Genomic DNA, 21,340 nt, shown 5'->3' on the forward strand with positions numbered 1-21,340 from the left:
TCAGGCCTTCCCGACCTTTGCGGCCAATTCGATGAAGCGATCCACGTACCAGTGAGGCTGCGTCTCGCGGGGGCATTGAGGGCTGGTGAGGTTCTTGCCGTAGGCCAGGCCCTTCCCGGTCACGGACCAGAAGTCGATCATTTCCTGCTTGGAGTTTTTGCGCCGCAGGACCTTGAGGAAGCCGTGGGCCTCCAGTGCAAGGTTGAAGGCGCGGGCGGTGCTGGCGATGGCGTGATCTTTGATCAGGGCGGTAATTGCCTTGGTGGGCATCGAAGAGCCGCCAGCGGCATCAGGGGCGGCGTCAACGGCGTAGCCTGGAAGGAACTTGGCGTCCAGGCCGTTGTTGGCGGCGATCATGGCCAACATCAGCATCTTGCTGGAGTTGGCCGGCTTCAGCAGGCGGTCGAAGCATTCCAGAATGGCGAGTTCGCCAATGACCTTGGAGTTGTTCGTCTCTTGGGCGGTGTAAGAGCCGGTCTTTCGAATGGTCGGCAGCACCTGGCCCACCACCCACTCTTCGAACTGCTCAGCAGCCGGAAGCTTGGACTTCATCACAAGACGGTAGAGATCGCGCTCAGGGATGATTTGCACTGCGCGGACCTGACCTCCCATTTCGGTATGGCAGGTACTAACCGCTTTGCAGTGAACATTGATCGCTTTCGACGTGTTGGAGTAGCCGAGGGTTTCGGCGATATCCTTGGCGATGAACCAAGGCTCTCCGAGGCCGTCGTCAATTACGCGGACAGGGAAGCCGTGGAAGTCGAAAGGGGTCACAGGCTTAATCCGCGCCACGTTTTGAAATTGCGGAAAACGTGGCGCGGGAATATTGGGGGTATTGATCGATTCAGTGTGTTGGTGCATGATTTGCTCCAATTGTTTATCGCTGTAGAAAAAGCCGACCTCTAACGTTGGCTTTTTTGTGCCTGCTAGTCAGGCTATGGATTTCAGTGGCCGAGCCGCCGCGAGCAGTTGCTCAGCTCTACGCCCCAACTCCCCCGCCTTCGCTTCAACCTGACGGCACTGCTTGGCGAACGCTGGCAAGTGCGGAAGGTCCAGTTCGCACATCACTTGGTCATCAAAAACTTCGCTGCCGGTATCGATCACATCGCCCAGCGCGCGGATCAGCGCACCGAAGCTTTTGTTCGCACATTGGTCGCTGGTCATCTGGCGGGCGCCGGTCAGGCCGTGGCGGCTTGCAAGCTCGTTTACGCAGTGGTCGCGGAATTCGGGTTCAAGGGCGTTGACCCAGGACTCTTCCAGCCACGACGGCATTTCCTGATCGCCAGACAGCCAGCGCTGAACACGCTTGAGCCAGCGACCGGTAGCCTTCACAAACTCATTTACGTCGGCGGTCAGTTCCGCAGAGTTGAAGTCAGGAACGTCTTTCTTCTGGGCGCGCTCCGGGATCGACAGGTGCAACTCGCGACTCAACGCCTGGGCGAAGTCGTCCTGGCTCAGGCTGGTGCGTGCGATCTGGTTTGCAGCGTGGGCGACCAGCACCTGATCACGGGTTTGTACGGTGTGTCTAGAACTGGACGTTTTCATGAGGCCTGCCCTCTTCTAACCTGGCTTCAATGGAGCGGCGGACAGAGACGTCAGGCGGCTGTCTTACGTGCGGGAATAGGGCGTATCTCATTTGCCTGGATCGACCCGTCGTCCATCAGCGTGATCGAGATATCCCGACTAGAGTGATACATCTGAGATACGGCGCTTTGCTGGATACCCAGAGCCTTGGCGAGATCGCTCTGGGTTCCGTGCGATGACAGGTATTCCCCGAGGGATACAGTCTTCATCATCTGAGTCTCCGGTTGAGTTGCAACCATATTAGCACTGCTGTTTTAAACTAAACAAGGAAAGGATTAGCAGTGCTGTTTGCAGAAATATCAGCGCTGCTACTTAATCACTCGCATGACCAAGCCCATTCGAACCCCTCTTAACCAAGAGCAGCTAAATGATGCCGCTCGCCTAAAAGACGCGTACCGCAACGCGGTTAAGGCGTCGAAGGATAAAGGCGAAAGCCCGGCACTCAACCAATTTGAAGTTGGCGCAAGGTGTGGCTGGAGCTCACCGCAGAGCACTGTAAGCCAGTACCTTAATGGAAAGGTCGCACTCAACTTGGACGCCCTCATCAAGCTGGCAGAGGTATTTGGCGTCAAACCTTGGGATATAAGTCCATCACTTGCAGACGGTATCAGGCGCGCCGCTGGCGAAACGGCAGTCCACATGCACAGTGGTAGGGATCTAGCCGCAAATAGCCCCTTTCCTGCCGGCAGTGATATCGAAGCAGCGGAAGAAAAATACGTCCACGTACCGCAGTACAGCGCCAAGGCGGCTGCCGGCATCGGACATGAGAATCCGCACGTCGAGTCAATAGCCACTCTCGCGTTCAAGCGCGACTGGCTGCGAACCAAAGGTGTGAAGCCAGAGAGTTTGATCGTGATTTATGCCGACGGCGATAGTATGTGGCCAACGATCAATGACCATGACGTCCTGCTGCTTGATACCTCTAAAACCGAGCCTGTCGATGGTCAGGTGTTCGTTCTCACTAGTGCGGACAAAGGCTCGATCGTTAAACGAGTCGTGAAGACACCGCTCGGCGGCTGGATCCTCAGAAGCGATAACGATGACTGTGATGACTACGCCGATATTGTGCTTGTCCGCAGTGAAGTGAATGAGCACCGCATCATCGGCAAGGTTATCTGGAGAGGTGGAGACCTGTGAATCTCACCAAGCCAAACCAAGACCTAAAGCACGACCTACAAGCATCGCCTCCGACCTCAAGTGGTCAGCCGTAGAGCTAATGAGAATTGTGGAGCGGCTGACGCTTGCCGGCAATGAGGCGGGTACCCAAGCCGTGCTGAAGATGTGCACGGTGCTTTTTGCGGACGAGGATCGGCTGGCCGGGTATGCGGACGAGGTGAAGGCGGCCAGATAAATCGAAGCAAGCCTGAATAGGCGCATAGTTTGGCGCGGAGGGATGCTGTAGCCTCTCGCTTTCGGACGGGCAGCCATAGTCTTAAATAGACAGAATCACGCACGGAAGCAACAATGGAAGACATGAGCAAAGCATCGCTACAAGTCGTTTATGACGGGCCCGCGCTTCAATCGCACGAGATGGAGGTGCGTGATCTTGCGCCCGCCCTTCTGGCTCTCGGGGAGCTTTTCGAAGAGGCAAACGCCACGCTCAACGATGGCCGAACCAAGCTCTCCGTCAGCGTCAAAGGATCATTTAAAACTGGCAGTTTTGGAATTGATCTTGGCGTAACGCAGAGTCTGATTCAGCAAGCCCAGGATCTTTTTGCCGGTAGCCCGGTTACCGCAGCGGCGAATCTGATCGCCCTGCTCGGCTTTACGAGCCTAACAACGAGGGGTGTTTTTCAGCTCATCAAGTGGGTTCGCAATCGAGATATCACAAAAGTTGAAATCCTTAGCGATGGCGTTGTCAGGGTTTTCTGCGATCAGGAGCATTTCGACACCGAGGAAAAGGTCTTAGCGCTGTTCCGAAATTGGAAGCTACGCAAGGCTTTCCAAGACGTAGTGCACAAACCGCTCCAGCGGCCGGGAGTTGATTACTTCGCCGTTCGCGAGCCTGATGGCGATTTCGTAGCGGCATCAGAAACGGAAGCCGAAAACTTCATCGCTCCCGAGCAGGAAGAGGAGCGACTTGATGAGAGTGAGCGAGTGGCCAGCCTTCAGTTGGTGAACATCGCCTTTCGCGACGAAAATAAATGGAGATTCCACGATGGCGCGTCCACGTTCTACGCATCAATTGTTGATCCAAGTTTCCTTTCGATGATTGAGAGTGGCGATCTGCGATTTGGCAAGGGAGATATCTTAAGGGTTCGCCTAAAGGAAATTAAAACCCTTGTGGGCGATCAGTTGAAGGCCGAGCACCAAGTTTTGGAAGTGCTTGACCATCGCCGCTCTGGCACTCAGCTAAAGCTTCCAATTCAACACCCCGATTGAATCAAGCCCGGCCCAGCGCCGGGCTTCTTGTATCTACTCTACCCTGGCCCGCCCATACATTGCGCAGTACTGCAAAGCAATGCTCCCGCGTGCTGCACCAGCCTTCTCCACTCATCGCTAGTTATGAGGTCCGCTCGCTCCATTGCGTCAGCCCGCCTCAGCAATTCGAAATATTTAAACTCTGCGTCCATTCGACTTGCAGCCAACGCACATAGCTCGCGCCAAGCTGTGAGGGCTAATTTTCGCTGCTCCTCTCTCATAGGAAACCCGCCATCGACATTCCGGATATGCGTCAGATTACAGGCGTCAATAGCGTGATGCTGCTAAAGGCGACCAATGGTGGCCGTACGCCATGATTGGCAAAGTGTCGGCTCTATTACGGGAGGGATTCAATGCGTTTGAAAAACTGCACTCCGCTTGCTGCTTTGACCATGGCCTTGGCTGGCTACGCCGCATCGCAACAGAGAACTCCAGTCGCATAGGTCGCTGCAGGTCCTGCCAAGGCGCCGCATGTGTTCAAGGCTATTGATTTCTAATATGACCCAAATTCACCTGAGGCCGTCAACTTCTCTAGGCAACTGGATCTTCCTGCATGGCAGTGCGACCTGGAGACGACCACTAGCAATGCTATGGTTTGATATGCGAGCGCTCAAACTATAGCCGTATACAACAACTCGCTTAGCGCATGCTTCAAGCACGCTAGGGCACAGGGTGATGAAGCAGTTAATCGCCTAAAGGCCGCCAAAGTACCGGCCACACAGGCCGAACTGAGCAAGGACCTATACCCAAAGTGGTCGGCCTACATGGTCACCATGAGTGCCTATCGCACTACGGACCAACAAGCCAAATCCGCGTACCAGGCCGCGAAAGAAGCTCTCGCGACAGAGGTGAAGTTTTCTAACTGACCTTTAGCCGAAGCATCCAAGCCTGCCAAGTGCGTGCTTTTTTATGCTTCGCACCGACAGGAGTACATCCGTACTCTTAAAGCTTGCCCTTCCTACGGGCATGAAATACTGTTTATGCATACAGCCAAACAGCGGAGCGTCATCTATGGCAAAGCACAAATCTCAAGCACCAAAAGAACCGTCGACCTATGAATTGCTCGGCATGCGCGTACAGCGAGCGGTCAATGCGACCAAGGCGCAGGCATCCAAATCTGCGCTCTTGGAGCGCTCCACAAATGACGATCCGGCTGATTGGGACCGCGTGCTGGACGAAATAGCGGAAAACGATAACGTGACCATCGCCCATCGGGATGACGGATTAATTCAGCTGCTATGGACGTAACCTGGAGAAGACTGAGCCTGCCCTCAATAGAGCCCGCACTTGCTGCGGGCTTTTTCATGTTCGCGCAAAATACATTAGCAGTGCTGTTTACTTCAATTATCAGCAGTGCTAATTTATCTTCACCGAGTCACCCAACAGCGACTCGCCAGGGCCTTGCAGCCCAACGCTCTTTAGCGAAACCCCTCGCCGGATCACCGCCGGCCCAGATTCAAAGGCAGCGATGAACCGGCCTAAACGGTTCAGAGGGTTGGCAACTGACCCGGGCGTGCAGCGTAAAGCGCCAAGTACAGTTATCCAGCGGGAGAACAAACCGAAAGGCCCGCGGCTGGAAGAACATTTGATTCAAGCCGGTGACCGACGCCAGTAGCGGGTCACGGCCAGCTCCAAAAGATTTGAATTAGCGATCCCAATAGCCTCGGCTGGGAACGCCGGACCTCATGCACCCTGCCCACCTAACCGGGCAAACGAGCTGCAGCGTGCTTGTTGTAGGGACCTGTGATCCAAGGCGAATAGATGCTGATTGACGCCCTGAGGAGGAAGCTCACCGCCAACCTACGAAGATGAACGGCCAGCCCTGCAATCAGCAGCGGACAACGAGCCACACCGCTGACGCAACAAACCCAGGCCGTCGCCAGTAGCGGGCCTGGGCCCCCTTCCCCACCTCTATTACGTCAGCACTCCTCCCCCGCGCCCATCGGCAACCAGCGGGAGGCATGAGTGTTGACGAATACAGGTGAACAACCCGCCACCTTGGAGGCGACCATGAACGCAGCATTGAATATTTGCCAGGAGCGTTACGACGCTCAGTTGCCTCCAGAGGTCAGCGAGAGCAACGAGGTGGCTGACTGGCTTGAGCATTCGGCGGAGCGCTTGGTGTGCGGCGTCGACATCAACTGGAAACGGCGCTTCGGCCAGCCGCAGGTCGTAACGTTCGACCGGTTCTGCACGGTCCTGCAAGGCCACCTTAACCAACGCCAGATCGACGGCTTGGACCAGCGTGATTCGTTTGCCCGCCTGCTGCTGTCGGCGATGCTTGGCAGCCAGAGCGACGCACGGTCCCACGCCGCGGACCTGCTGGGCCAGCAACGGCCAATTGAAGCAATCGAGAAGATCGCTGTAGCGCTGCTGAGGCCGTATGCCGAAGACGCAGTAGCTGCGGAAAGGGAAGAGCGCGAAGACGACGTGGATGCCGATGTATGAGCCCGCACATCTTGATCGACGAAGCGCTGGAGGCGCTTGAACACCCAAGCTGCGAGCCCGGCTCCCAAGCCGTCGTGGCACGGATGATCACCAACATGCTTACCGGCGACGCGATCACCGTCGAAGAATTCAACCACTACTGCCAGCGCCTGCTGAAGATCACCAGGCAGCGCAAGGAGGCCGCATGACCACCGCACCGGTTAAATCGCTGATTGATGAGCAGCTTGAAGACGTTGAGTCAAAGCTGATCATGCTGGGCTTCGGCCTCCCCTTCAATGAAGTGATCGGCCAGCCGCGTGAGCGTGCTGTGGCCACCTTGCCGAAGCGCCTGGCGGCGACCATGAAGGGCGGTCGAATTGCGGTGAGGGTTCGGCCGTGACCACCCGCCAGCGCACCCGGCGTCTGCTCATCTGGCGCGGCTCCTTCTCTGCCCTCGCAGTCTTCACCCTCCTGATGTTGCTCAGCGCTCTCGCTGATCGGATCACCTCCTAAACACTTACAGCGCCCCTCTCCGGCGGCGCGGAGACCAATCATGTCCGAACAGAACATGCATATCTGGAACAAGGTCGATAAGACCGACACCAGGTTCACCAAGAAAGCCAAGGTCAACGGCCAGGACATCACCAGCTTGAGCGGTACCGCGATGGCCATGAAGGCCACCGAGCTGTTTGGTCCGGTCGGCATCGGCTGGGGCTGGAGGATTGTCGAAGAGCGCTTCGATGAGGGTCATGAAATCTTCATCGGAGAAGGCGACAAGCGCGCATGCATAGGTCGCGAGATTGGTCACACAGTCAGAATCGCGCTCTGGTTCATGCAGGACAGCCAGCGTGGCGAGATCGAGCAATACGGCTGCACTCGGTACCAGTACAAAACTACCTACGGCATGATCACTGACGGCGAAGCGCCAAAAAAATCGCTCACCGACGCCATCAAGAAATCGCTTTCGATGCTTGGGTTCAGCGCCGATGTGTTCCTCGGGCTGTTCGATGACGACGCGTACGTCACTCAACTCAAAGAAGAGGAAGCGATCGCAAATGCCGACGACAAGGACGCTGAAATTCTTCGGCAGAAGCAGGAGCGCGTGGACTGGCTCGCCTCAGCAGTTGAGACCATCGGGAAGGCCCTCACTACGTACGAACTGAAAACCTTGAACGTGAAATACATCCGCGAAGCTACTCGCCGCAATGAACCAGCCTTCATCGCCCGCATCACTCGCGCATTCGAAGAACGCAAAGCCAGCCTTGAGAAAGGCAAGGAGGCAGCAGCATGACTCAACTGTACGCACTCACCGGCAAACTCGCCGAACTCCAAGCCATGGCCGACACCGATGATGAAGGCCTTAAAGAGGCTTTGCAGCACGCGATGGACGAAGTCCAGGGCGACTTCAACGACAAGGCCGACAACATCGTTATGTTGCGCCGCAATATCGAAAGCGACGTGACGGCCATCGAAAACGAAATCGAGCGCCTGGCCGAACTCAAGCGGATCAAGTCCAACAGTGTGTCGCAGATCAGCGACTATCTGCGGCGCAACATGGAAGCCGCCAACATCAAGTCGATCAAGCGTCCGCTCTTCACCATCACACTGGCCATGGGCAGCGAACGGGTGATCGTGGATAACGAAGATGCAGTGCCGGACGAACTGACCACTGTGAAGTCGAGCATTGCTCCGGACAAAAAAGCCATTGCCGCCAAGCTCAAGGAGATCCGCGAACATAACGAAGCGGTGCGCAAGCGCATGGCAGCCGGTGAAGACGCTGAACACGAACTTCTACCCGAACCTACCTGGGCTCACTTGGAGCGCGGCGACAGTTCGATCCGAATCAAGTGAGGTCGCCATGTACGTCAGCAACCACCTCAACCTGTTTGAGCAGCACCGCAAGGACGCCTACTCAATATCGGAGCGCACGGCGGAGTTCTTGGCCGCTGGCGGGACAGTCGCGCAGTTGCCAAGCCCGCCACGCAAACCACTGCCACCGCCCCGCTCCACCAAGATCGATCCCGAAACCATCCTCAAGCGCCTCAAGCCGTCTATCACAGCGGCAGAACGTAAGGCGCTGCGCAAACTCGCGGTGGCACTATGAGCAAGCGCAAACCGCATAACCTGCATGCACGCATAGCCCGATCGTGCCGCTCGCTGCTGGCATCCAATCACGTCGCAGTGGTCAACATCGACCCCAGCGGCCGCCAGGGCATGATCAATTACAAGTCACTGAAGAACATCGCGCCGGGGAAGATTGGCCAGGCCGTCTGCGGTATCCCCCACCGATGGACGATCTACCTCAGCGCCCTCTGCATCGACGCCCGCGGCGACCGGTACAGCAAGTCGGTGGAGGTGGCGCCCGATGGCGTCTACCTCTCCGACCACCTGGAAGACGTGATCGAGCATTGCTACAAGCAACTGCGCGACGAGGCCAACCAATGCAAGATGGTGGCTTCAGGCTGGATCGCTATCCCCGACACACTGTCGCTGGACGAGGAGCACGCCGCGCGGATTTTCGAAGCGGTCGGCGCCTGGAACCAGGTGAAGGTCGAGCCATGCGCCGCGTAGCCCCCACAGATCAGAAAGAAAGGACGGCCAGGCTCGCGGAGAAGCGCCAGGAACTGGGCGAACAGGAAATGCGGCAAACAGTTCAGTGCGGCGCACGGGCCATGCTCAGCGAACTGATGAGCTGGCACGGGCTTGAGGAAATCAGCGAAGCCGTGCAGTTGCTGGTTTTAAATGCAAATCCCAAAGGCCTCCCGCCGGCGCCGCCGAAAGTGTCCGGCCCGTCGGAGATCATCCGGCACTACTTCAGGCAGGGCATGCGCGACAGGCTGGACCGCCTCACCGCTGAGCTGGGGGAGACAAAGCACTCACGCACGATTCAACGGCTCATAGCGCATGCCCACTCGCTTGGCCCCATAAAGTCTGCTCCGTTGCTGGAAATTAAGCGCCACAAAATCGACATATCCGAGAACGTGGCGCGCAAATTACGCCAGGCAGGCTTCGCTGTATCGCTCCAAATGAACGCCGACGACGACGATTAATGCCCTTTCACTTTGCTGCATCCGGTTCCCGGAGGGCGGCGCCTACCCGAGGTTCATCAAATGCCCGTACGCCACAGTGCAATTCACAAAATCGACAAGAAGCCCGACGGCAACCCGGCGGTGCTGCATCTGGCCTCAACTGAGCAGGTTGAAAGCCAGGCCCGCGACGATCTGATGCAGCAGTTCAACGAAAACTACAACGCCACCGCCGGCAAGGCCTGGGGGTTCTTTCACGCCGAGTCGGGTGCGTATCCCCTCAGCGGCTGGCTGAGCAAGTACCTGGCCGGCGGCCCCACCTTTTTGGAGTTCAGCACCACCGCGGTCGAACACCTGACCAAGCTGATGGAAGAATCGAACCTTTCCACCGGTGGGCACGCGCTCTTCTGCCATTACCAGCAAGGTATGACCGATTACCTAGTCATCGCCCTGGTGCAGGAAACAGAAGCGGTGACCATGACCGATGAACTCCACCTGATGACAGTTAAGCGCCTGGACCTGGACCACATCCGCCTGGCCGCGCGGATCAATATCAGCGAATGGCAGAACAACCCGCGGTCGCTGCAATACATCTCCTACCTCAAGGGCAAGCAGGGCCGCAAGTTCAACGAGTACTTTCGCGATTTCATCGGCTGCCAGGAAGGAGTCGACGGTCCGGGCGAAACGCGCACTCTGCTGAAGGCTTTCAGCGACTTTGTTGAGAGCGAGGACATGGTCGATGAGGCAGCCCGTGAGAAGACGGCCACCCTGGTCAACTATTCAATGGCCCAGGCCAAAATCGGGGAGCCGATCACGCTCGACGAGCTGTCGGGCCTGATCGACGAAGACCGGCCGAAGAACTTCTACGACTTCATCAAGGCGAAGGACTACGGGCTTTCCAACACCTTGCCACCGGATAAAAAGACGCTCAACAAATTCAGGCGGTTCACCGGCCGGACCGAGGGAATGTCGATCAGCTTCGAGGCCCACCTGCTGGGCGACAAAATCAAGTTTGACGAAGCCGGTGGCACGCTGACGCTGCGCGGGCTGCCCACTCAACTGACCGAGCAGCTCAAGCGCGCGGCAGCCTGACACCAACCGCAGCGCCGCGCTCTCGACGGAGGGCGGCGCCTGACTGGAGTATCAGCCTTGAAACTAGAGATCAAAGAGCTGTACCGCTGCGGTGAGTGCCGCGAGATCCATGACGATGAGGACGAGGCCCGCGAGTGCTGCATGCCGGCCGTTTACATGCTCTACGTCTGCCCGGTGTGCGCTGAGAATCATGACCAAGCGGAAGATGCGATGTCCTGCTGCAATGCGGACGGAATCAGTTGCCCTCAATGCCGACGAGATTACCCGTCGATCTCAATCGATTACCAGGCAATCAAGATCGCCGGGCACTGCAACGCTTGCAACCCGCTGTTCACCATTGAGCAGCAGCTCGCAGTTCAGGATCTGCACTACCAGTACACCGGTAAGCGCGAACATCTTCACGAATGATCCGGCTCCATGCCGGTCCACCCGTAATACCCCAACCCAAACCAAATTGCCACCACCGGCCACCGGAGGGAGGCGCCTGACTGGAGGTAATCCATGGACAAAAACACCAAGATCCTGATCATGGAGATCCCGGGTGAGTGGACCCAGCGCCAGCGTAACGGCAGCCTCAACGTGTGGAATGGGGCGGATCATCACAGATTTCACCGCACCACTACTGACCTGCCTGAAGTCAGCCTGCGGCCCCCGGAAAACGGCCTGTACGCTGAGCGAATCGATGGCGCATGGTATTGGGTTTCTGGTTGTGCCAAGTGCAACGGAACCGGTGAGAAGTACAGCTACTCAGTGTGCGATAAGCACAACGTTTGCCGCCTGTGCAGTACCCACCGCTCGAAGCTTACGGAAACACCCTGGGGCCATCCTGACGGCTTCACCTGCAAACCTTGTCAGGACAAAGAAGACGCAGTGGCGAAGGCTGAAGCGCTGGCCAAAGTCGCCGAGACCGACGATGACGAGTGGAATTATCGCAGCCAGGACGAATGCAAATGCCCGCATTGCGCCACGGTCATCCACATCGAGTCTGAAGATTACGGCGACAAGAACATGACCTGCGACACCTGCGGCGGCGAGTTCGAACTTGTCACCGAGTACACCATTCAGTTCACCACCACCGTGATTGGCGAACGCCTCACCGCCTGATCCGGCTCCATGCCGGTCACCCGTAATAACCCAACCTCAACGAAATCTCCACCGACAATCAGTACGGGCGCCGCCGGATCATTTTAATTCCGCAATCTGTTTTGAGGAAGAAACTACCAGAGCGACCAATAGCGGAGCCTCGTTCAAAGTCAGCCATGTAGCAAGATACTGCTGCTTATCCGCCTCACTCATGCCAGCCTCCAGGGTCCTGAGTGAGTCTCGCAGAGTGCATATGGGACCGATTACTTCAATCGAAGGCAGCAGGAGCAAGTCAATTTTATCAAGACTGTGACTTAGCCCTCTGATCAAGTTAAGGCTTGCTAGAAGGTTGATCCTTTCTTTACTGCTGAACTCCACTGCGCGGCGCGACCGAGCGGCCAGCGTTTTAACAAGGCTGAGCATAAGCTTTGATTTATCCCTATCCGCCCTCATTTGAGCTCGGCGCTGTGATGAAGCCACCCAAATTGCAATTCCTAATGCAGCAATAGAACCGAATGCTTGCACCCATGATGCCAGTCCTGGGTGACTCTCGATCCAGCAAGAAACGACTTCCCAACTCATAACCCACTCCCCTGTAGATCCCGGAACTATACCGGCGAGGATCCCCTATGTCCGCACAACAGAAGAAACACCCCTTCGATTTCAAAATCCAGTACGGACTCGGCTTCAACCCTCAGGACGATGAGATCGTTGTCGACTTCTTCTGCGGTGGCGGTGGCGCCGGTACCGGCTTGGAGATGGGCCTGGGTCGCACCGTGAACGTGGCGAAGAACCACAGCCCGCAGGCGATCAGCATGCACACCATTAATCACCCAGGCGCCAAGCACTTTACCACCGACGTGTTCGAGGGTGACCCGGACACCGAGTGCGGCGGCAAGGCCGTGGGCTGGTTCCATATGTCGCCGGACTGCACCCATCACAGCCAGGCCGCCGGCGGTCAGCCGCGCAAACGCGAGATCCGCAACCTGTCGTGGATCGGCCTCAAATGGGCAGGCATGAAGCGGTCCAGGGTCATCAGCCTGGAGAACGTAAAACAGATCCTGCAATGGGGCCGGTTGATCGCCAAGCGCGACAAGGCGACCGGCCGCGTGGTCAAGCTCGGCGGCGATTGCCGCACCTGGTGAGGTGGTCCCTGTGGGCCAGCAGTTCCTGATCCCTGACCCGAAACAGCGCGGCAAGACGTGGCGCCGTTTCGTGGCCCTACTCGAAGCTATGGGCTATGTCGTTGAGTGGAAGGTCATCAAGGCCTGCGACTTCGGCGCGCCGACCAGCCGGGAACGCCTGTTCATGATCGCCCGGTGCGACGGCCAGCCGATTGTGTGGCCGGAAGCGACTCACGCAAAGAACCCCGCCAGGGGCCAACAAAAGTGGAAAACGGCCGCTGACTGCATCGACTTCACCGACCTGGGCAAAAGCATCTTCGGTCGCAAGAAGGACCTGGCCCCGGCCACCCTGCGCCGCGTTGCCAAGGGCATGAAGAAATTCGTCATCGATAGCGCGGAGCCGTTCATTGTGCCGATTGCCAACTGGTCCGGCGAGGCAGTGCAGTCAGCCGATGAGCCGCTGCGCACAGTCACTTCCTACCCGAAGGGCGGCGCCTTCTCGGTGGTCAGCCCGATCATCGCACCGGCAACGCACCAGGGCAGCGACCGAATCAACGAACCGCTCGACCCGTTACCGACGGTGACCTGCGCAAACCGCGGCGAGCTGACGCTGATCAGCCCGTTGATGATCGGGGCCGGCGGCCCCGAGTATTCCGGTAAGCCGGTGAGCGTCGACCAGCCGACCGGTACGGTCACGACCCAGAACCACCGCGCGATCGCAGCGGCGCACCTAGTGAAGTTCCGCTTCGATGACGCGAGCAAGGCGCTGGACGAGCCACTGCCGACCATCACCAGCGGTGGCAACTATCAGCGCCCGGCCGGCGCAGCCCACGCCATGGGCATATCCACGGTGTTCATGGCCCAGATGAATGGCGGCTTCAACACCACGGTCGCCAAGAGCACCGAAGAACCGATGACCACGGTGACAAACACCGGCAGCCAGCAGCAGTTGGTCAGCGCGACTTTGATCACGAACACCACGGGCCATGCTCCCAGCGATCTTGCCGGGCCAGTGCCGACGGTGACCACCGGTCAACACCACGCATTGGTTGCAGCAAACCTGGTGCACATGCGCGGCAACTGCGATGCACGGGACGTAAATGATCCACTGCACACCATCACCGCCAGCGGCCAGCACCAAGGGTTGGTCAGCGCATTCATGGAGCGGGCATTCGGCGGAAGCATTGGCCAGGGCCAGGAAGAACCGGCGCCGACCATTACAGCCTGCGGCGGTGGCAAGAGCTCGCTGGTGTCGCTCACGTTATCGCCTGAGCACGAAGCCGGTGCCCTTCGCGTCGCCGCCTTCCTGATCAGCTACTACGGTACCGAGAACATCAGCGCATGCGACTCGCCGGCGCCGACGATAACCACCAAGGACCGCTTGGCCATAGTCACCGTGATGGTCAAGGGAACGCCCTATGTGATCGTCGACATCTGCCTGCGGATGCTGAAGCCGTCCGAGCTGTACAAGGCACAGGGCTTTCCCGCCGACTACATCATCAGCCACGGTGCCGATGGTAAGCCGTTCACCAAAACTCAGCAGGTGCACATGTGTGGCAACAGCGTCAGCCCGCCGCCGATGGCCGCGCTGGCACTGGCCAACGATCCATGGCGCGCCGCCGAGAGACAATCCGAAGCAGCATAGGAGTACATCCGTACTCCTCTCGCGAAACCTGCATATTTCAGGAGAGCACCTGCTGACTAATGGCGACTGTCCGAAGCTGCTGGAACAGCCCTGAGGAAATGTCTCCACGCTTCATAGGCGTAATGATGCTTCTGAGCAGACTCCAGCCACTCAGGCCCGGTCATCTGCCCAGCCGACACCAACATCATCATTTTGCTAATGGCAGCATCGAGTTCTACGAGCAACTCGTGGTATTTGAATCGAACGTCTTCCATCCCGCTTTCCTCAGAGGCTCATCCAAGTGGGACTCATAACGAATCTGATTCATTTTGGATCCAAAAGAGTGACAAGTCAGTCGCTCGAAAGATTCACATCAGTTGATGAGCGGTTGAATTCGAAGCTAGAACGACCTTTGACGTCGCTCTTTTGGGGGAGAAGCAAGGTTGGGTACGGACTGCGAAACTCTCTCGCGAGCAAAATCCAAGCCCCAGACCAGAGCCTGGGACATCGTCTGCCCAGGGCGATCAAGAAAACTATCTTCAAAAATCATCATTCCAGTCTGTCCGTAAATACCAACGAATAACTGGGTCTGATTGGTCTTTGACAGTCGGACTTGGATGTTCAGCAAGATGCCAGATGGAAGTCGCTCATCGTGATTGCGGCAATGCAATTCAGGATCGGCCCAATTCCAGTAGATCTGACCGCGGGTACGCATGGTCCGGCCTCATTAGATGTGTGTCGCTCAAGATTACACCAATGCCGGTGGATAGATACGTGTGGCGCCGAAGGTTCCGCACATCCGACCAATGGTCATTAATTAACCCCTCCCCTTCACAGTCAGCCGCTATAGCGGCAAGGACAAAGTCATGCCTGAAGAAAGTGAATCAAGCCTGCGCCAGCGCATCACCACGTACATGAGCGGCGCCGGCGGATCCCGCGATAGCTGGTTCTGCACCTGGTGGTTTCGGTTCCACATCGAGCCATTCACCACCAAGCAGGTCCGCCGCGAACTGGAGCTGATGAAGCGCGAAGGCTTGGTCGAGTCGGACCACGGCCAGAGCAACAACACCAAATGGCGGCTCACCAAATACAAACCTGACGAGGTGACGCCATGATCGCCACCCTCTGGTTCGCCTACGTCTTCATCTACAAGGGGCTGCGGCCATGAATCCTTATTTGATCACGGGCCCTGCCCAGATCGGCATCAGCGGCGGTCGAACCAGCGGGCACATGGTCTACAAGATCCTCGAGGCCCACGGCGGTGCGCTACCGCCAGATGTACACCTTTTCTTCCAGAACACCGGCAAGGAGCGCGAGGAAACACTGGTTTTCATCGACCAAATAGCAAGGCGCTGGAACGTCAAAATCGTTTGGATGGAGTGGTGCCGAGTGTACGGCCAGCCTGACGATGCGCCGTGGTACAAGCTAGTTAATTTCGAGACGGCCAGCCGCGATGGTGAGCCCTTCACGATGATGCTCGAGTACTACGCGGCATACCGAAAAGACGTCAAGAACCTTCCGCCGGTGTTGCCGAACTTCTCGAACAACATGTGCACGGCGTACCTGAAGGTGAAAATCGGCGAGAAGCACATGCGTGCCCTGGGCTACGACGAGTGGGACTGCGTTGTTGGCATCCGCTACGACGAGCCTAAGCGCTATCACCGCATGATGGCCGCCAACGACCGCGGCGGCACACGATGGGACAACCTTTGCCCCTCTTACACCACAGGCATCACGAAGGAGGACGTCGCGGAGTTCTGGAATGCCCAGCCGTTCGATCTGGGCATGGATTCAGACTTCGGAAACTGCGACCTGTGCTGGAAGAAGAACGAGGGAAAGCTGATCAAGACCATCATCGAAGACCCGTCCCGGGTGATCTGGTGGTCGGGCACCGAAGAACGCTTCGGCCAGGTATTCCGCCAAGACCGAGCAGATTACAAAACGATGGGCTGGTCAGCCGAGCAGCGCGCCAGGCAAACCGACTTCGATTTTGACTATCTCGCCGAAGACATCGACTGCTTCTGCGGCGACTAACCCCAATCCCCCTACATGCCTGCCGGTGAGCGGCGGGCGAGGTATTCGCATGTCCGAAGAAAAGAACGCATTCCGTGAGGCCGCTATCGAAGCGATCTCAGATATGGCTCAGCACCTGCCGCTCGACTGCGAACTGCTGGTGGTGGCCTGCCGTCCTGGCAAGGAAGACTTTGACCTGGTGCTGCCTTCGCCCGAGTCGAACTTGAACAACGCCTTGGACGCAATGCGCCGCAACGGCCTGAGCATCGACGGCGACAACGCCTACAAGCGCGATCTGTGCGACACGATTGTCGGGGCCCTGGCTCTGGGCGCACAGAACTCCAACCCGCCGCCGGCAGATCACTGGGCGCAGCAGTTCTGGGAGATCGGCCGCGAGGAGCGCGCCAGCAGCGAACAACTACTGAGAGCGCTGACGGCGCTGACCCAGATAGCCGGCGATTGCGAGCAGATCGCAAGCAACTACAGCGGCACCATCGATGGAATCTTCGAACACGGCGGCGATGACCACGAAGACCCGAGCTGCGCGATCTTCCACCGCCTCTACTACGCCTTGTTCGACGCGCGGGCCGCAATCAAGAAAGCCACCGCCTAACCCACCTTCTGCCGCCCAGCGCGGCAAGGACAACACATGTACGCAACAACACTCACCCTGCTGATGCTGGGCGTTCTGCTCTACGTGTCAGCCACGGCCTGCTGGTTCTTTTGGATCGGCCCCTGCCTACTCATGGATGGCGAGACGGCAGACATCCTCGGTGCCTTTGCAGGCACGTGCATCTGGCTGCTGATCACTTTCGGCATTTTCATCCACATCATAAAGACAGCTCGGCCCACGGCGGCCGGCGGGAGGTAGCTATGCCTGAGCCACAAGAAAGACCAGAGGCGTTTCAGCTCGACAAAGTGCCCGAGGCGCGTATGGCCGAAATCATTGGCACCACTAAGCGCGCCCTGGAAGGCAAGCGGGATCGCGGCGTCATCCCTGAGGGTGTGTGGAACAAGATAGATGGTCGGATTTTTTATAGCTTAAGGAGATATGAAGCATGGCTAGAAAGCCAATGGGCCTGCCCACAGGAGTTGAATTCGCTGGCCAGTCCGTTCGCATTCGGTTCACCTGGCGCGGCGAGCGACGCTGCGAGACTCTCGCACACCCACAAACACCAAAAGGGATTAAAGCGGCAGCCGATCTACGCGATCAAGTAATAAGCCTGGCAAAGCATGGGGTTCTGGATGATCAGCGCTACGCTGAACTTTTCCCGAACTCTAGTTACATGCCAATTTCACTGACAATGACGTTCGGCGAGTACGCCCAGGCTTGGATCAACAGCCTAGAGATCGTGCCCGGCACGCGCAGAAACTATCGTGCAACGATCAACACCTACTGGATGCCGTGGCTCGGTCAGCTCCCGATCACGGCAATCACCACCATGGTGCTGCGCAGGATCATCAGCGAAACCGTATGGGAAACCCAATCGATTAAACGTGAATCCATAGCCCGGGTCACCTCGCTGCTCAAGGCCGCGGTGCAAGATGAGTTAATCGACCGCAACCCGGCGACACCGATCAAGCTGCCGAAGAAGGCAAAAAAGCAGGTGGACCCGTTTTCTGGCGTTGAGGCGACTGCAATCATTGACTGGATGTATGCGAACTTCAGTAAGCCTGGCGCGCGGATATTCGCGGCCTACTTTGAGTTCGCTTTTTTCAGCGGGATGAGGACAGGAGAGATAGCGGCTTTGCGCTGGGGCGAGGTCGACATGGATACGCGCACCGCGCACGTATGCCGCATCGTTGTGGACGGGGAAGTAGAAGAGCGTACCAAGACGAAGTACGCTAGAACGGTAATGCTCAACAGTCGTGCTCTGAATGCCTTGCGGCAGGCCAGGCAAATCGCCGACGACCGCTTGCTACAGCGGAGGAGGATCAAAACAGAGTCGCCGTATGTTTTCCCGCCTTCGGGCAGTTCGGATTTTATCGGTCGACCCTCCCAGACCGGAGAGCAGTTCGCCAAGGCACTGGCTGCTCTGGAAATACGGCCTCGGCCCCAGTACAACTGCCGCCATACCTATGCCACTATGTGTTTGATGGCTGGAATGAACTCTGCCTTCATCGCGGGACAGCTTGGGCACAGCATCCAAGTGCTGTTGACGACCTATGCAAAGTGGCTTTCGTCAACCACGGACTGGTCAGAAGTCGGAAAGCTTGAGCAGGCAATGATTGGTACAAAATCGGTACAACCCTAACCAATCATCGGCTTACAGCCTTTATTTAAAGGCTCTCTATCGCTTTCTGATCCATACTCCTAAAATGTAACGGCATTTGTCATATAACCCGTTCCTGAACGGTATTTCCTTACTTTTTAGCGAGTTCACCCGCGTGAAAATTCGTCTCTCTATTGTCAGCCTATTTTTTGCATTTACAGGCACCTTCGCGCACGCAGCCGAAACCACCTTGGCCCCGCGCGACACCTCCAAACTGCAGATCGCTTCCGGCAGCGCCATGCTGGTTGACCTACAGACCAACAAAGTCATCTATTCCAGCAACCCCGACGTGGTCGTGCCCATCGCCTCCGTCAGCAAACTGATGACCGGCCTGATCGTGCTTGAAGCCAAGCAGAACATGGACGAATACATCGACATCAACATCAAAGACACGCCAGAAATGAAAGGCGTGTTCTCGCGCGTGAAAATCGGCAGCGAAATGCCGCGCAAGGAAATGCTGCTGATTGCCCTGATGTCGTCGGAAAACCGCGCTGCCGCCAGCCTGGCCCACCACTACCCAGGCGGCTACCCAGCCTTTATTGCTGCAATGAACGCCAAGGCCAAGGCCCTGGGCATGACCAGCACGCACTATGTCGAGCCCACCGGGCTGTCGATTCACAACGTCTCCACCGCGCGCGACTTGAGCAAGCTGCTGGCCTATGCGCGCAAGTTTCCGATGCTGAGTCAGTTGAGCACCACCAAGGAAAAGACCGTGTCGTTTCGCAAACCCAACTACACCCTGGGTTTCTCCAACACTGACCACCTGATCAACCGCGCCAACTGGGACATCAAGTTGACCAAGACCGGTTTCACCAATCAGGCTGGCCACTGCCTGGTGCTGGTCACCAGCATGAGTAACCGCCCAGTGTCGCTGGTGATTCTGGATGCGTTTGGCAAATTCACCCACTTTGCCGATGCCGGGCGCATTCGCAACTGGGTCGAGACTGGCAAGAGCGGTTCGGTGCCGGACGTAGCGCTGCGCTACAAGGCCGACAAGAACCTGAAGAACCGTCCTAACGCCGCAGAAGTGCGTCGCTAAGCACCACAGTTCCAATGTGGGAGCGGGCTTGCTCGCGAAGGCGGTGGGTCAGTCATGAATGTATCGACTGACACTCGGCTTTCGCGAGCAAGCCCGCTCCCACGTGGGGTTCAGCGTATTTTTACTTCCTTTGCGCCAACACCTTGAGCGCCTGCGCCGCCGCCTGCTCCTGGCCGGCTTGGGCGGTCGCGTTCGCCGCCGCCCGCCAGCGCTGCTCATCCACATTCGCCGGCAGCTGGCTCGGACGCTGAGTCAGGATGGCCCAGTTGCCTGCGCTCTTCCACGCTGACTCAAAGTCGCTGAAGCTCATCACCAAACGCCGGTCCATACCCGAGCGCAACAGCACCGTGCTCTTCTGTTGATTGAACCCCACCACCACGACATAACGTGTGCCGGACCAAAAGCTCGGGTTGATCCGCGCCATCACCGGGTAACCCGCCGCCACCTGCGCCAGCACGGCCGTCAGCTGGTTGTCCAGCGGATACACCATCAGCCCGTATTCACGCGCCAGCACCTGCATGTTGCGTTCCAGGTCCGCCTCGCCGCCTGGCAAGTGCAGGGGCTTATCCAGCAAGCCGGGTGTCATGACAATGCCTTGTTGCGACAGCATGCTGGCTAAAGCCGAGGGGCCACTCAGGTAGGCCTCGCTGCGAAAGGTCGGCACGCCGTTGAGTTCGACACGCTCCGGCAGGCCCGCCAACCTCGACGGATGCCCGGAACAGGCCGCGAGCCCCAGGGCGCAGGCCAGCAGCAAGGATGTTTTAACGTTCGACCGTAACCGCAATTTTTTACTCTCTTGATCAACTGCCGGTAAGGGCCCTGATCATAGGATGCTCCGCACGGCGGGTATAGCCCGAGGCGTCAGTAAAATGCGCTGGATAGAGCAAACAAGTTGGATGGACTCGACCATTGGTCAATAGCAGGCAACCGTCAGGTAGCTAGACTGTCCATTGAGAAGACTGTGTGTGCCCCCTGCGGGGCGAAAGGAGGCCCGAATGAGCCTTGCAACAACGATTTTCCTGTTGATCTGCGGTTGGCTGGCGGTAGCCAGCGCCATGTTGTGGGGGGTCATGCGCGTGACTCGCCGGCATCATCACCCCCACGTCAAACCCGCTGCACCGGCCAAACACCCCAAGGCCGCGGTGCATCACGCCTAGCCGGGCATGCAATTGAAGTCTTGAGTCGCTGCCACTTCCTTGCCGTGCCCGTCCTTGAGGACGGCACGCACGGTGGTGCCCAGGCTCGATTCAGTCAGGGTGTAGTGCTCACCCGCCTGGAAATGCTTGTACTCGACCCGGCCCTGGCAATCCTGCTGGTTGTCATCGCCTGCCTCCTCCTCGAATAAGGTCACATCCAGGCGATGGTCACCCGGTGTCACCTCAAAAAAGCGCCCGTCGTCCACGCGCTTGCCGTCGACACGCTCGGCCATCAGGTCATTCGGCGCCTCTTCTTTCAAACCAATCCAGGCTTCACTCGGGTCAGCCTTGGGAATCGGGCCGGCGCAGGCCGACAACAACAAAACAGCACCAAGGGCTGGGATCAACAACAATGGTTTAAGTGACATGGCAGGGCTCCAAAGGACATCAGAAAAAAACGTTGGACGGCGTCAAAATGTGTCGCGTCCGATGGGAGAC

The 21,340-nt window shown here is 57.7% G+C and carries 32 protein-coding genes and 1 pseudogene; 25 read left to right on the plus strand and 8 right to left on the minus strand.

Features of this window, described 5'->3' with window-relative positions:
• From ABWL43_RS18315 to ABWL43_RS18325, 3 genes are all read right to left on the minus strand, one after another.
• Window positions 1-861, minus strand: a complete 861-nt coding sequence (locus ABWL43_RS18315) for a Bro-N domain-containing protein (protein WP_404488446.1) — start codon at window positions 859-861, stop codon at window positions 1-3.
• Between the two features lie 69 nt (window positions 862-930).
• Window positions 931-1,545, minus strand: coding sequence for a hypothetical protein (locus ABWL43_RS18320; RefSeq protein ID WP_369301059.1), 615 nt, complete (start codon window positions 1,543-1,545; stop codon window positions 931-933).
• 50 nt (window positions 1,546-1,595) lie between these two features.
• Window positions 1,596-1,793 (minus strand): Cro/CI family transcriptional regulator, encoded by a 198-nt coding sequence (locus tag ABWL43_RS18325; RefSeq protein ID WP_369301440.1) that lies wholly within the window; start codon window positions 1,791-1,793, stop codon window positions 1,596-1,598.
• A 115-nt stretch (window positions 1,794-1,908) separates the two neighbouring features.
• On the opposite strand from ABWL43_RS18325, the gene ABWL43_RS18330 reads away from it, so the two are divergent.
• From ABWL43_RS18330 to ABWL43_RS18400, 15 genes and pseudogenes are all read left to right on the plus strand, one after another.
• Complete coding sequence (locus ABWL43_RS18330) at window positions 1,909-2,721, plus strand: helix-turn-helix transcriptional regulator (protein WP_404483465.1); 813 nt, start codon at window positions 1,909-1,911, stop codon at window positions 2,719-2,721.
• Window positions 2,718-2,935, plus strand: a pseudogene (locus tag ABWL43_RS18335) (hypothetical protein). Before ABWL43_RS18330 ends, ABWL43_RS18335 begins: the two are co-directional and overlap by 4 nt.
• 113 nt (window positions 2,936-3,048) lie before the next feature.
• Entirely contained in the window at window positions 3,049-3,966 is a 918-nt protein-coding gene (locus tag ABWL43_RS18340) for a hypothetical protein (protein WP_056861762.1), read from the plus strand.
• A 1,050-nt stretch (window positions 3,967-5,016) separates the two neighbouring features.
• Window positions 5,017-5,253: a DUF1654 domain-containing protein gene (locus ABWL43_RS18345; RefSeq protein WP_369301063.1), complete on the plus strand. Its 237-nt coding sequence runs from the start codon at window positions 5,017-5,019 to the stop codon at window positions 5,251-5,253.
• A 762-nt stretch (window positions 5,254-6,015) separates the two neighbouring features.
• Entirely contained in the window at window positions 6,016-6,453 is a 438-nt protein-coding gene (locus ABWL43_RS18350; protein WP_369301065.1) for a hypothetical protein, read from the plus strand.
• On the plus strand, window positions 6,450-6,641 hold the full coding sequence (locus ABWL43_RS18355) for a hypothetical protein (RefSeq protein WP_145163824.1): 192 nt from the start codon (window positions 6,450-6,452) through the stop codon (window positions 6,639-6,641). Before ABWL43_RS18350 ends, ABWL43_RS18355 begins: the two co-directional genes overlap by 4 nt.
• The gene (locus ABWL43_RS18360) at window positions 6,638-6,832 is read left to right on the plus strand and encodes a hypothetical protein (protein ID WP_145163822.1); all 195 of its coding nucleotides are present in this window, start codon (window positions 6,638-6,640) and stop codon (window positions 6,830-6,832) included. The genes ABWL43_RS18355 and ABWL43_RS18360 overlap by 4 nt, the downstream gene beginning before the upstream one ends.
• 153 nt (window positions 6,833-6,985) lie before the next feature.
• A complete protein-coding gene (locus tag ABWL43_RS18365) occupies window positions 6,986-7,723 on the plus strand; it encodes a hypothetical protein (RefSeq protein ID WP_404483468.1) in 738 nt (245 codons plus the stop codon).
• On the plus strand, window positions 7,720-8,283 hold the full coding sequence (locus ABWL43_RS18370; protein ID WP_145163819.1) for a siphovirus Gp157 family protein: 564 nt from the start codon (window positions 7,720-7,722) through the stop codon (window positions 8,281-8,283). Before ABWL43_RS18365 ends, ABWL43_RS18370 begins: the two co-directional genes overlap by 4 nt.
• A gap of 7 nt (window positions 8,284-8,290) precedes the next feature.
• The gene (locus ABWL43_RS18375) at window positions 8,291-8,536 is read left to right on the plus strand and encodes a hypothetical protein (protein WP_404483470.1); all 246 of its coding nucleotides are present in this window, start codon (window positions 8,291-8,293) and stop codon (window positions 8,534-8,536) included.
• Entirely contained in the window at window positions 8,533-9,003 is a 471-nt protein-coding gene (locus ABWL43_RS18380) for a hypothetical protein (RefSeq protein WP_404483472.1), read from the plus strand. Before ABWL43_RS18375 ends, ABWL43_RS18380 begins: the two co-directional genes overlap by 4 nt.
• Window positions 8,991-9,482, plus strand: a complete 492-nt coding sequence (locus ABWL43_RS18385) for a hypothetical protein (RefSeq protein WP_404483474.1) — start codon at window positions 8,991-8,993, stop codon at window positions 9,480-9,482. Before ABWL43_RS18380 ends, ABWL43_RS18385 begins: the two co-directional genes overlap by 13 nt.
• 60 nt (window positions 9,483-9,542) lie before the next feature.
• A complete protein-coding gene (gene yejK, locus ABWL43_RS18390) occupies window positions 9,543-10,550 on the plus strand; it encodes a nucleoid-associated protein YejK (RefSeq protein WP_404488448.1) in 1,008 nt (335 codons plus the stop codon).
• A gap of 57 nt (window positions 10,551-10,607) precedes the next feature.
• Complete coding sequence (locus ABWL43_RS18395) at window positions 10,608-10,958, plus strand: hypothetical protein (RefSeq protein WP_404483476.1); 351 nt, start codon at window positions 10,608-10,610, stop codon at window positions 10,956-10,958.
• 93 nt (window positions 10,959-11,051) lie between these two features.
• Window positions 11,052-11,654 (plus strand): hypothetical protein, encoded by a 603-nt coding sequence (locus tag ABWL43_RS18400; protein ID WP_404483478.1) that lies wholly within the window; start codon window positions 11,052-11,054, stop codon window positions 11,652-11,654.
• Window positions 11,655-11,732: 78 nt separating this feature from the next.
• On the opposite strand, the gene ABWL43_RS18405 is transcribed toward ABWL43_RS18400, so the two are convergent.
• Window positions 11,733-12,215 carry a hypothetical protein gene (locus ABWL43_RS18405; protein ID WP_404483480.1) on the minus strand — a complete coding sequence of 161 codons (483 nt, stop codon included), beginning with the start codon at window positions 12,213-12,215 and terminating at the stop codon, window positions 11,733-11,735.
• A 47-nt stretch (window positions 12,216-12,262) separates the two neighbouring features.
• Between ABWL43_RS18405 and ABWL43_RS18410 the strand changes: the two genes are divergently transcribed.
• Together ABWL43_RS18410 and ABWL43_RS18415 are read left to right on the plus strand one after the other, a co-directional pair.
• Window positions 12,263-12,778 (plus strand): DNA cytosine methyltransferase, encoded by a 516-nt coding sequence (locus ABWL43_RS18410; protein WP_404483482.1) that lies wholly within the window; start codon window positions 12,263-12,265, stop codon window positions 12,776-12,778.
• 88 nt (window positions 12,779-12,866) lie between these two features.
• Complete coding sequence (locus ABWL43_RS18415) at window positions 12,867-14,402, plus strand: DNA cytosine methyltransferase (RefSeq protein ID WP_404488450.1); 1,536 nt, start codon at window positions 12,867-12,869, stop codon at window positions 14,400-14,402.
• A gap of 56 nt (window positions 14,403-14,458) precedes the next feature.
• On the opposite strand, the gene ABWL43_RS18420 is transcribed toward ABWL43_RS18415, so the two are convergent.
• Window positions 14,459-14,656 carry a hypothetical protein gene (locus tag ABWL43_RS18420; RefSeq protein WP_404483484.1) on the minus strand — a complete coding sequence of 66 codons (198 nt, stop codon included), beginning with the start codon at window positions 14,654-14,656 and terminating at the stop codon, window positions 14,459-14,461.
• A 125-nt stretch (window positions 14,657-14,781) separates the two neighbouring features.
• On the minus strand, window positions 14,782-15,096 hold the full coding sequence (locus ABWL43_RS18425) for a hypothetical protein (protein ID WP_242199513.1): 315 nt from the start codon (window positions 15,094-15,096) through the stop codon (window positions 14,782-14,784).
• Window positions 15,097-15,247: 151 nt separating this feature from the next.
• Between ABWL43_RS18425 and ABWL43_RS18430 the strand changes: the two genes are divergently transcribed.
• The 7 genes from ABWL43_RS18430 to pbpG all read left to right on the plus strand — a co-directional run bounded on the left by ABWL43_RS18430 (window position 15,248) and on the right by pbpG (window position 19,706).
• Window positions 15,248-15,496, plus strand: coding sequence for a hypothetical protein (locus ABWL43_RS18430; RefSeq protein ID WP_242199511.1), 249 nt, complete (start codon window positions 15,248-15,250; stop codon window positions 15,494-15,496).
• 49 nt (window positions 15,497-15,545) lie between these two features.
• Window positions 15,546-16,415, plus strand: coding sequence for a hypothetical protein (locus ABWL43_RS18435; protein ID WP_404483486.1), 870 nt, complete (start codon window positions 15,546-15,548; stop codon window positions 16,413-16,415).
• A gap of 49 nt (window positions 16,416-16,464) precedes the next feature.
• Window positions 16,465-17,007 carry a hypothetical protein gene (locus ABWL43_RS18440; protein ID WP_404483488.1) on the plus strand — a complete coding sequence of 181 codons (543 nt, stop codon included), beginning with the start codon at window positions 16,465-16,467 and terminating at the stop codon, window positions 17,005-17,007.
• A 36-nt stretch (window positions 17,008-17,043) separates the two neighbouring features.
• A complete protein-coding gene (locus tag ABWL43_RS18445; protein WP_404483490.1) occupies window positions 17,044-17,265 on the plus strand; it encodes a hypothetical protein in 222 nt (73 codons plus the stop codon).
• A gap of 2 nt (window positions 17,266-17,267) precedes the next feature.
• A complete protein-coding gene (locus ABWL43_RS18450) occupies window positions 17,268-17,612 on the plus strand; it encodes a hypothetical protein (RefSeq protein ID WP_256676495.1) in 345 nt (114 codons plus the stop codon).
• On the plus strand, window positions 17,513-18,649 hold the full coding sequence (locus tag ABWL43_RS18455; RefSeq protein ID WP_256676501.1) for a tyrosine-type recombinase/integrase: 1,137 nt from the start codon (window positions 17,513-17,515) through the stop codon (window positions 18,647-18,649). The genes ABWL43_RS18450 and ABWL43_RS18455 overlap by 100 nt, the downstream gene beginning before the upstream one ends.
• Window positions 18,650-18,782: 133 nt before the next feature.
• Window positions 18,783-19,706, plus strand: a complete 924-nt coding sequence (gene pbpG / locus ABWL43_RS18460) for a D-alanyl-D-alanine endopeptidase (protein ID WP_145163788.1) — start codon at window positions 18,783-18,785, stop codon at window positions 19,704-19,706.
• A gap of 121 nt (window positions 19,707-19,827) precedes the next feature.
• Here the strand turns inward: pbpG and ABWL43_RS18465 are convergent, their stop codons facing one another.
• Window positions 19,828-20,490, minus strand: a complete 663-nt coding sequence (locus tag ABWL43_RS18465) for a peptidase C39 family protein (protein ID WP_145163786.1) — start codon at window positions 20,488-20,490, stop codon at window positions 19,828-19,830.
• 211 nt (window positions 20,491-20,701) lie between these two features.
• On the opposite strand from ABWL43_RS18465, the gene ABWL43_RS18470 reads away from it, so the two are divergent.
• A complete protein-coding gene (locus ABWL43_RS18470; protein WP_178119724.1) occupies window positions 20,702-20,863 on the plus strand; it encodes a hypothetical protein in 162 nt (53 codons plus the stop codon).
• Here the strand turns inward: ABWL43_RS18470 and ABWL43_RS18475 are convergent.
• Window positions 20,860-21,270 carry a hypothetical protein gene (locus tag ABWL43_RS18475; RefSeq protein WP_106578850.1) on the minus strand — a complete coding sequence of 137 codons (411 nt, stop codon included), beginning with the start codon at window positions 21,268-21,270 and terminating at the stop codon, window positions 20,860-20,862. The genes ABWL43_RS18470 and ABWL43_RS18475 overlap by 4 nt on opposite strands.
• Between the last annotated feature and the right edge of the window lie 70 nt (window positions 21,271-21,340).

Source organism: Pseudomonas sp. HT11, from assembly GCF_044875395.1.
Lineage (GTDB): Bacteria > Pseudomonadota > Gammaproteobacteria > Pseudomonadales > Pseudomonadaceae > Aquipseudomonas.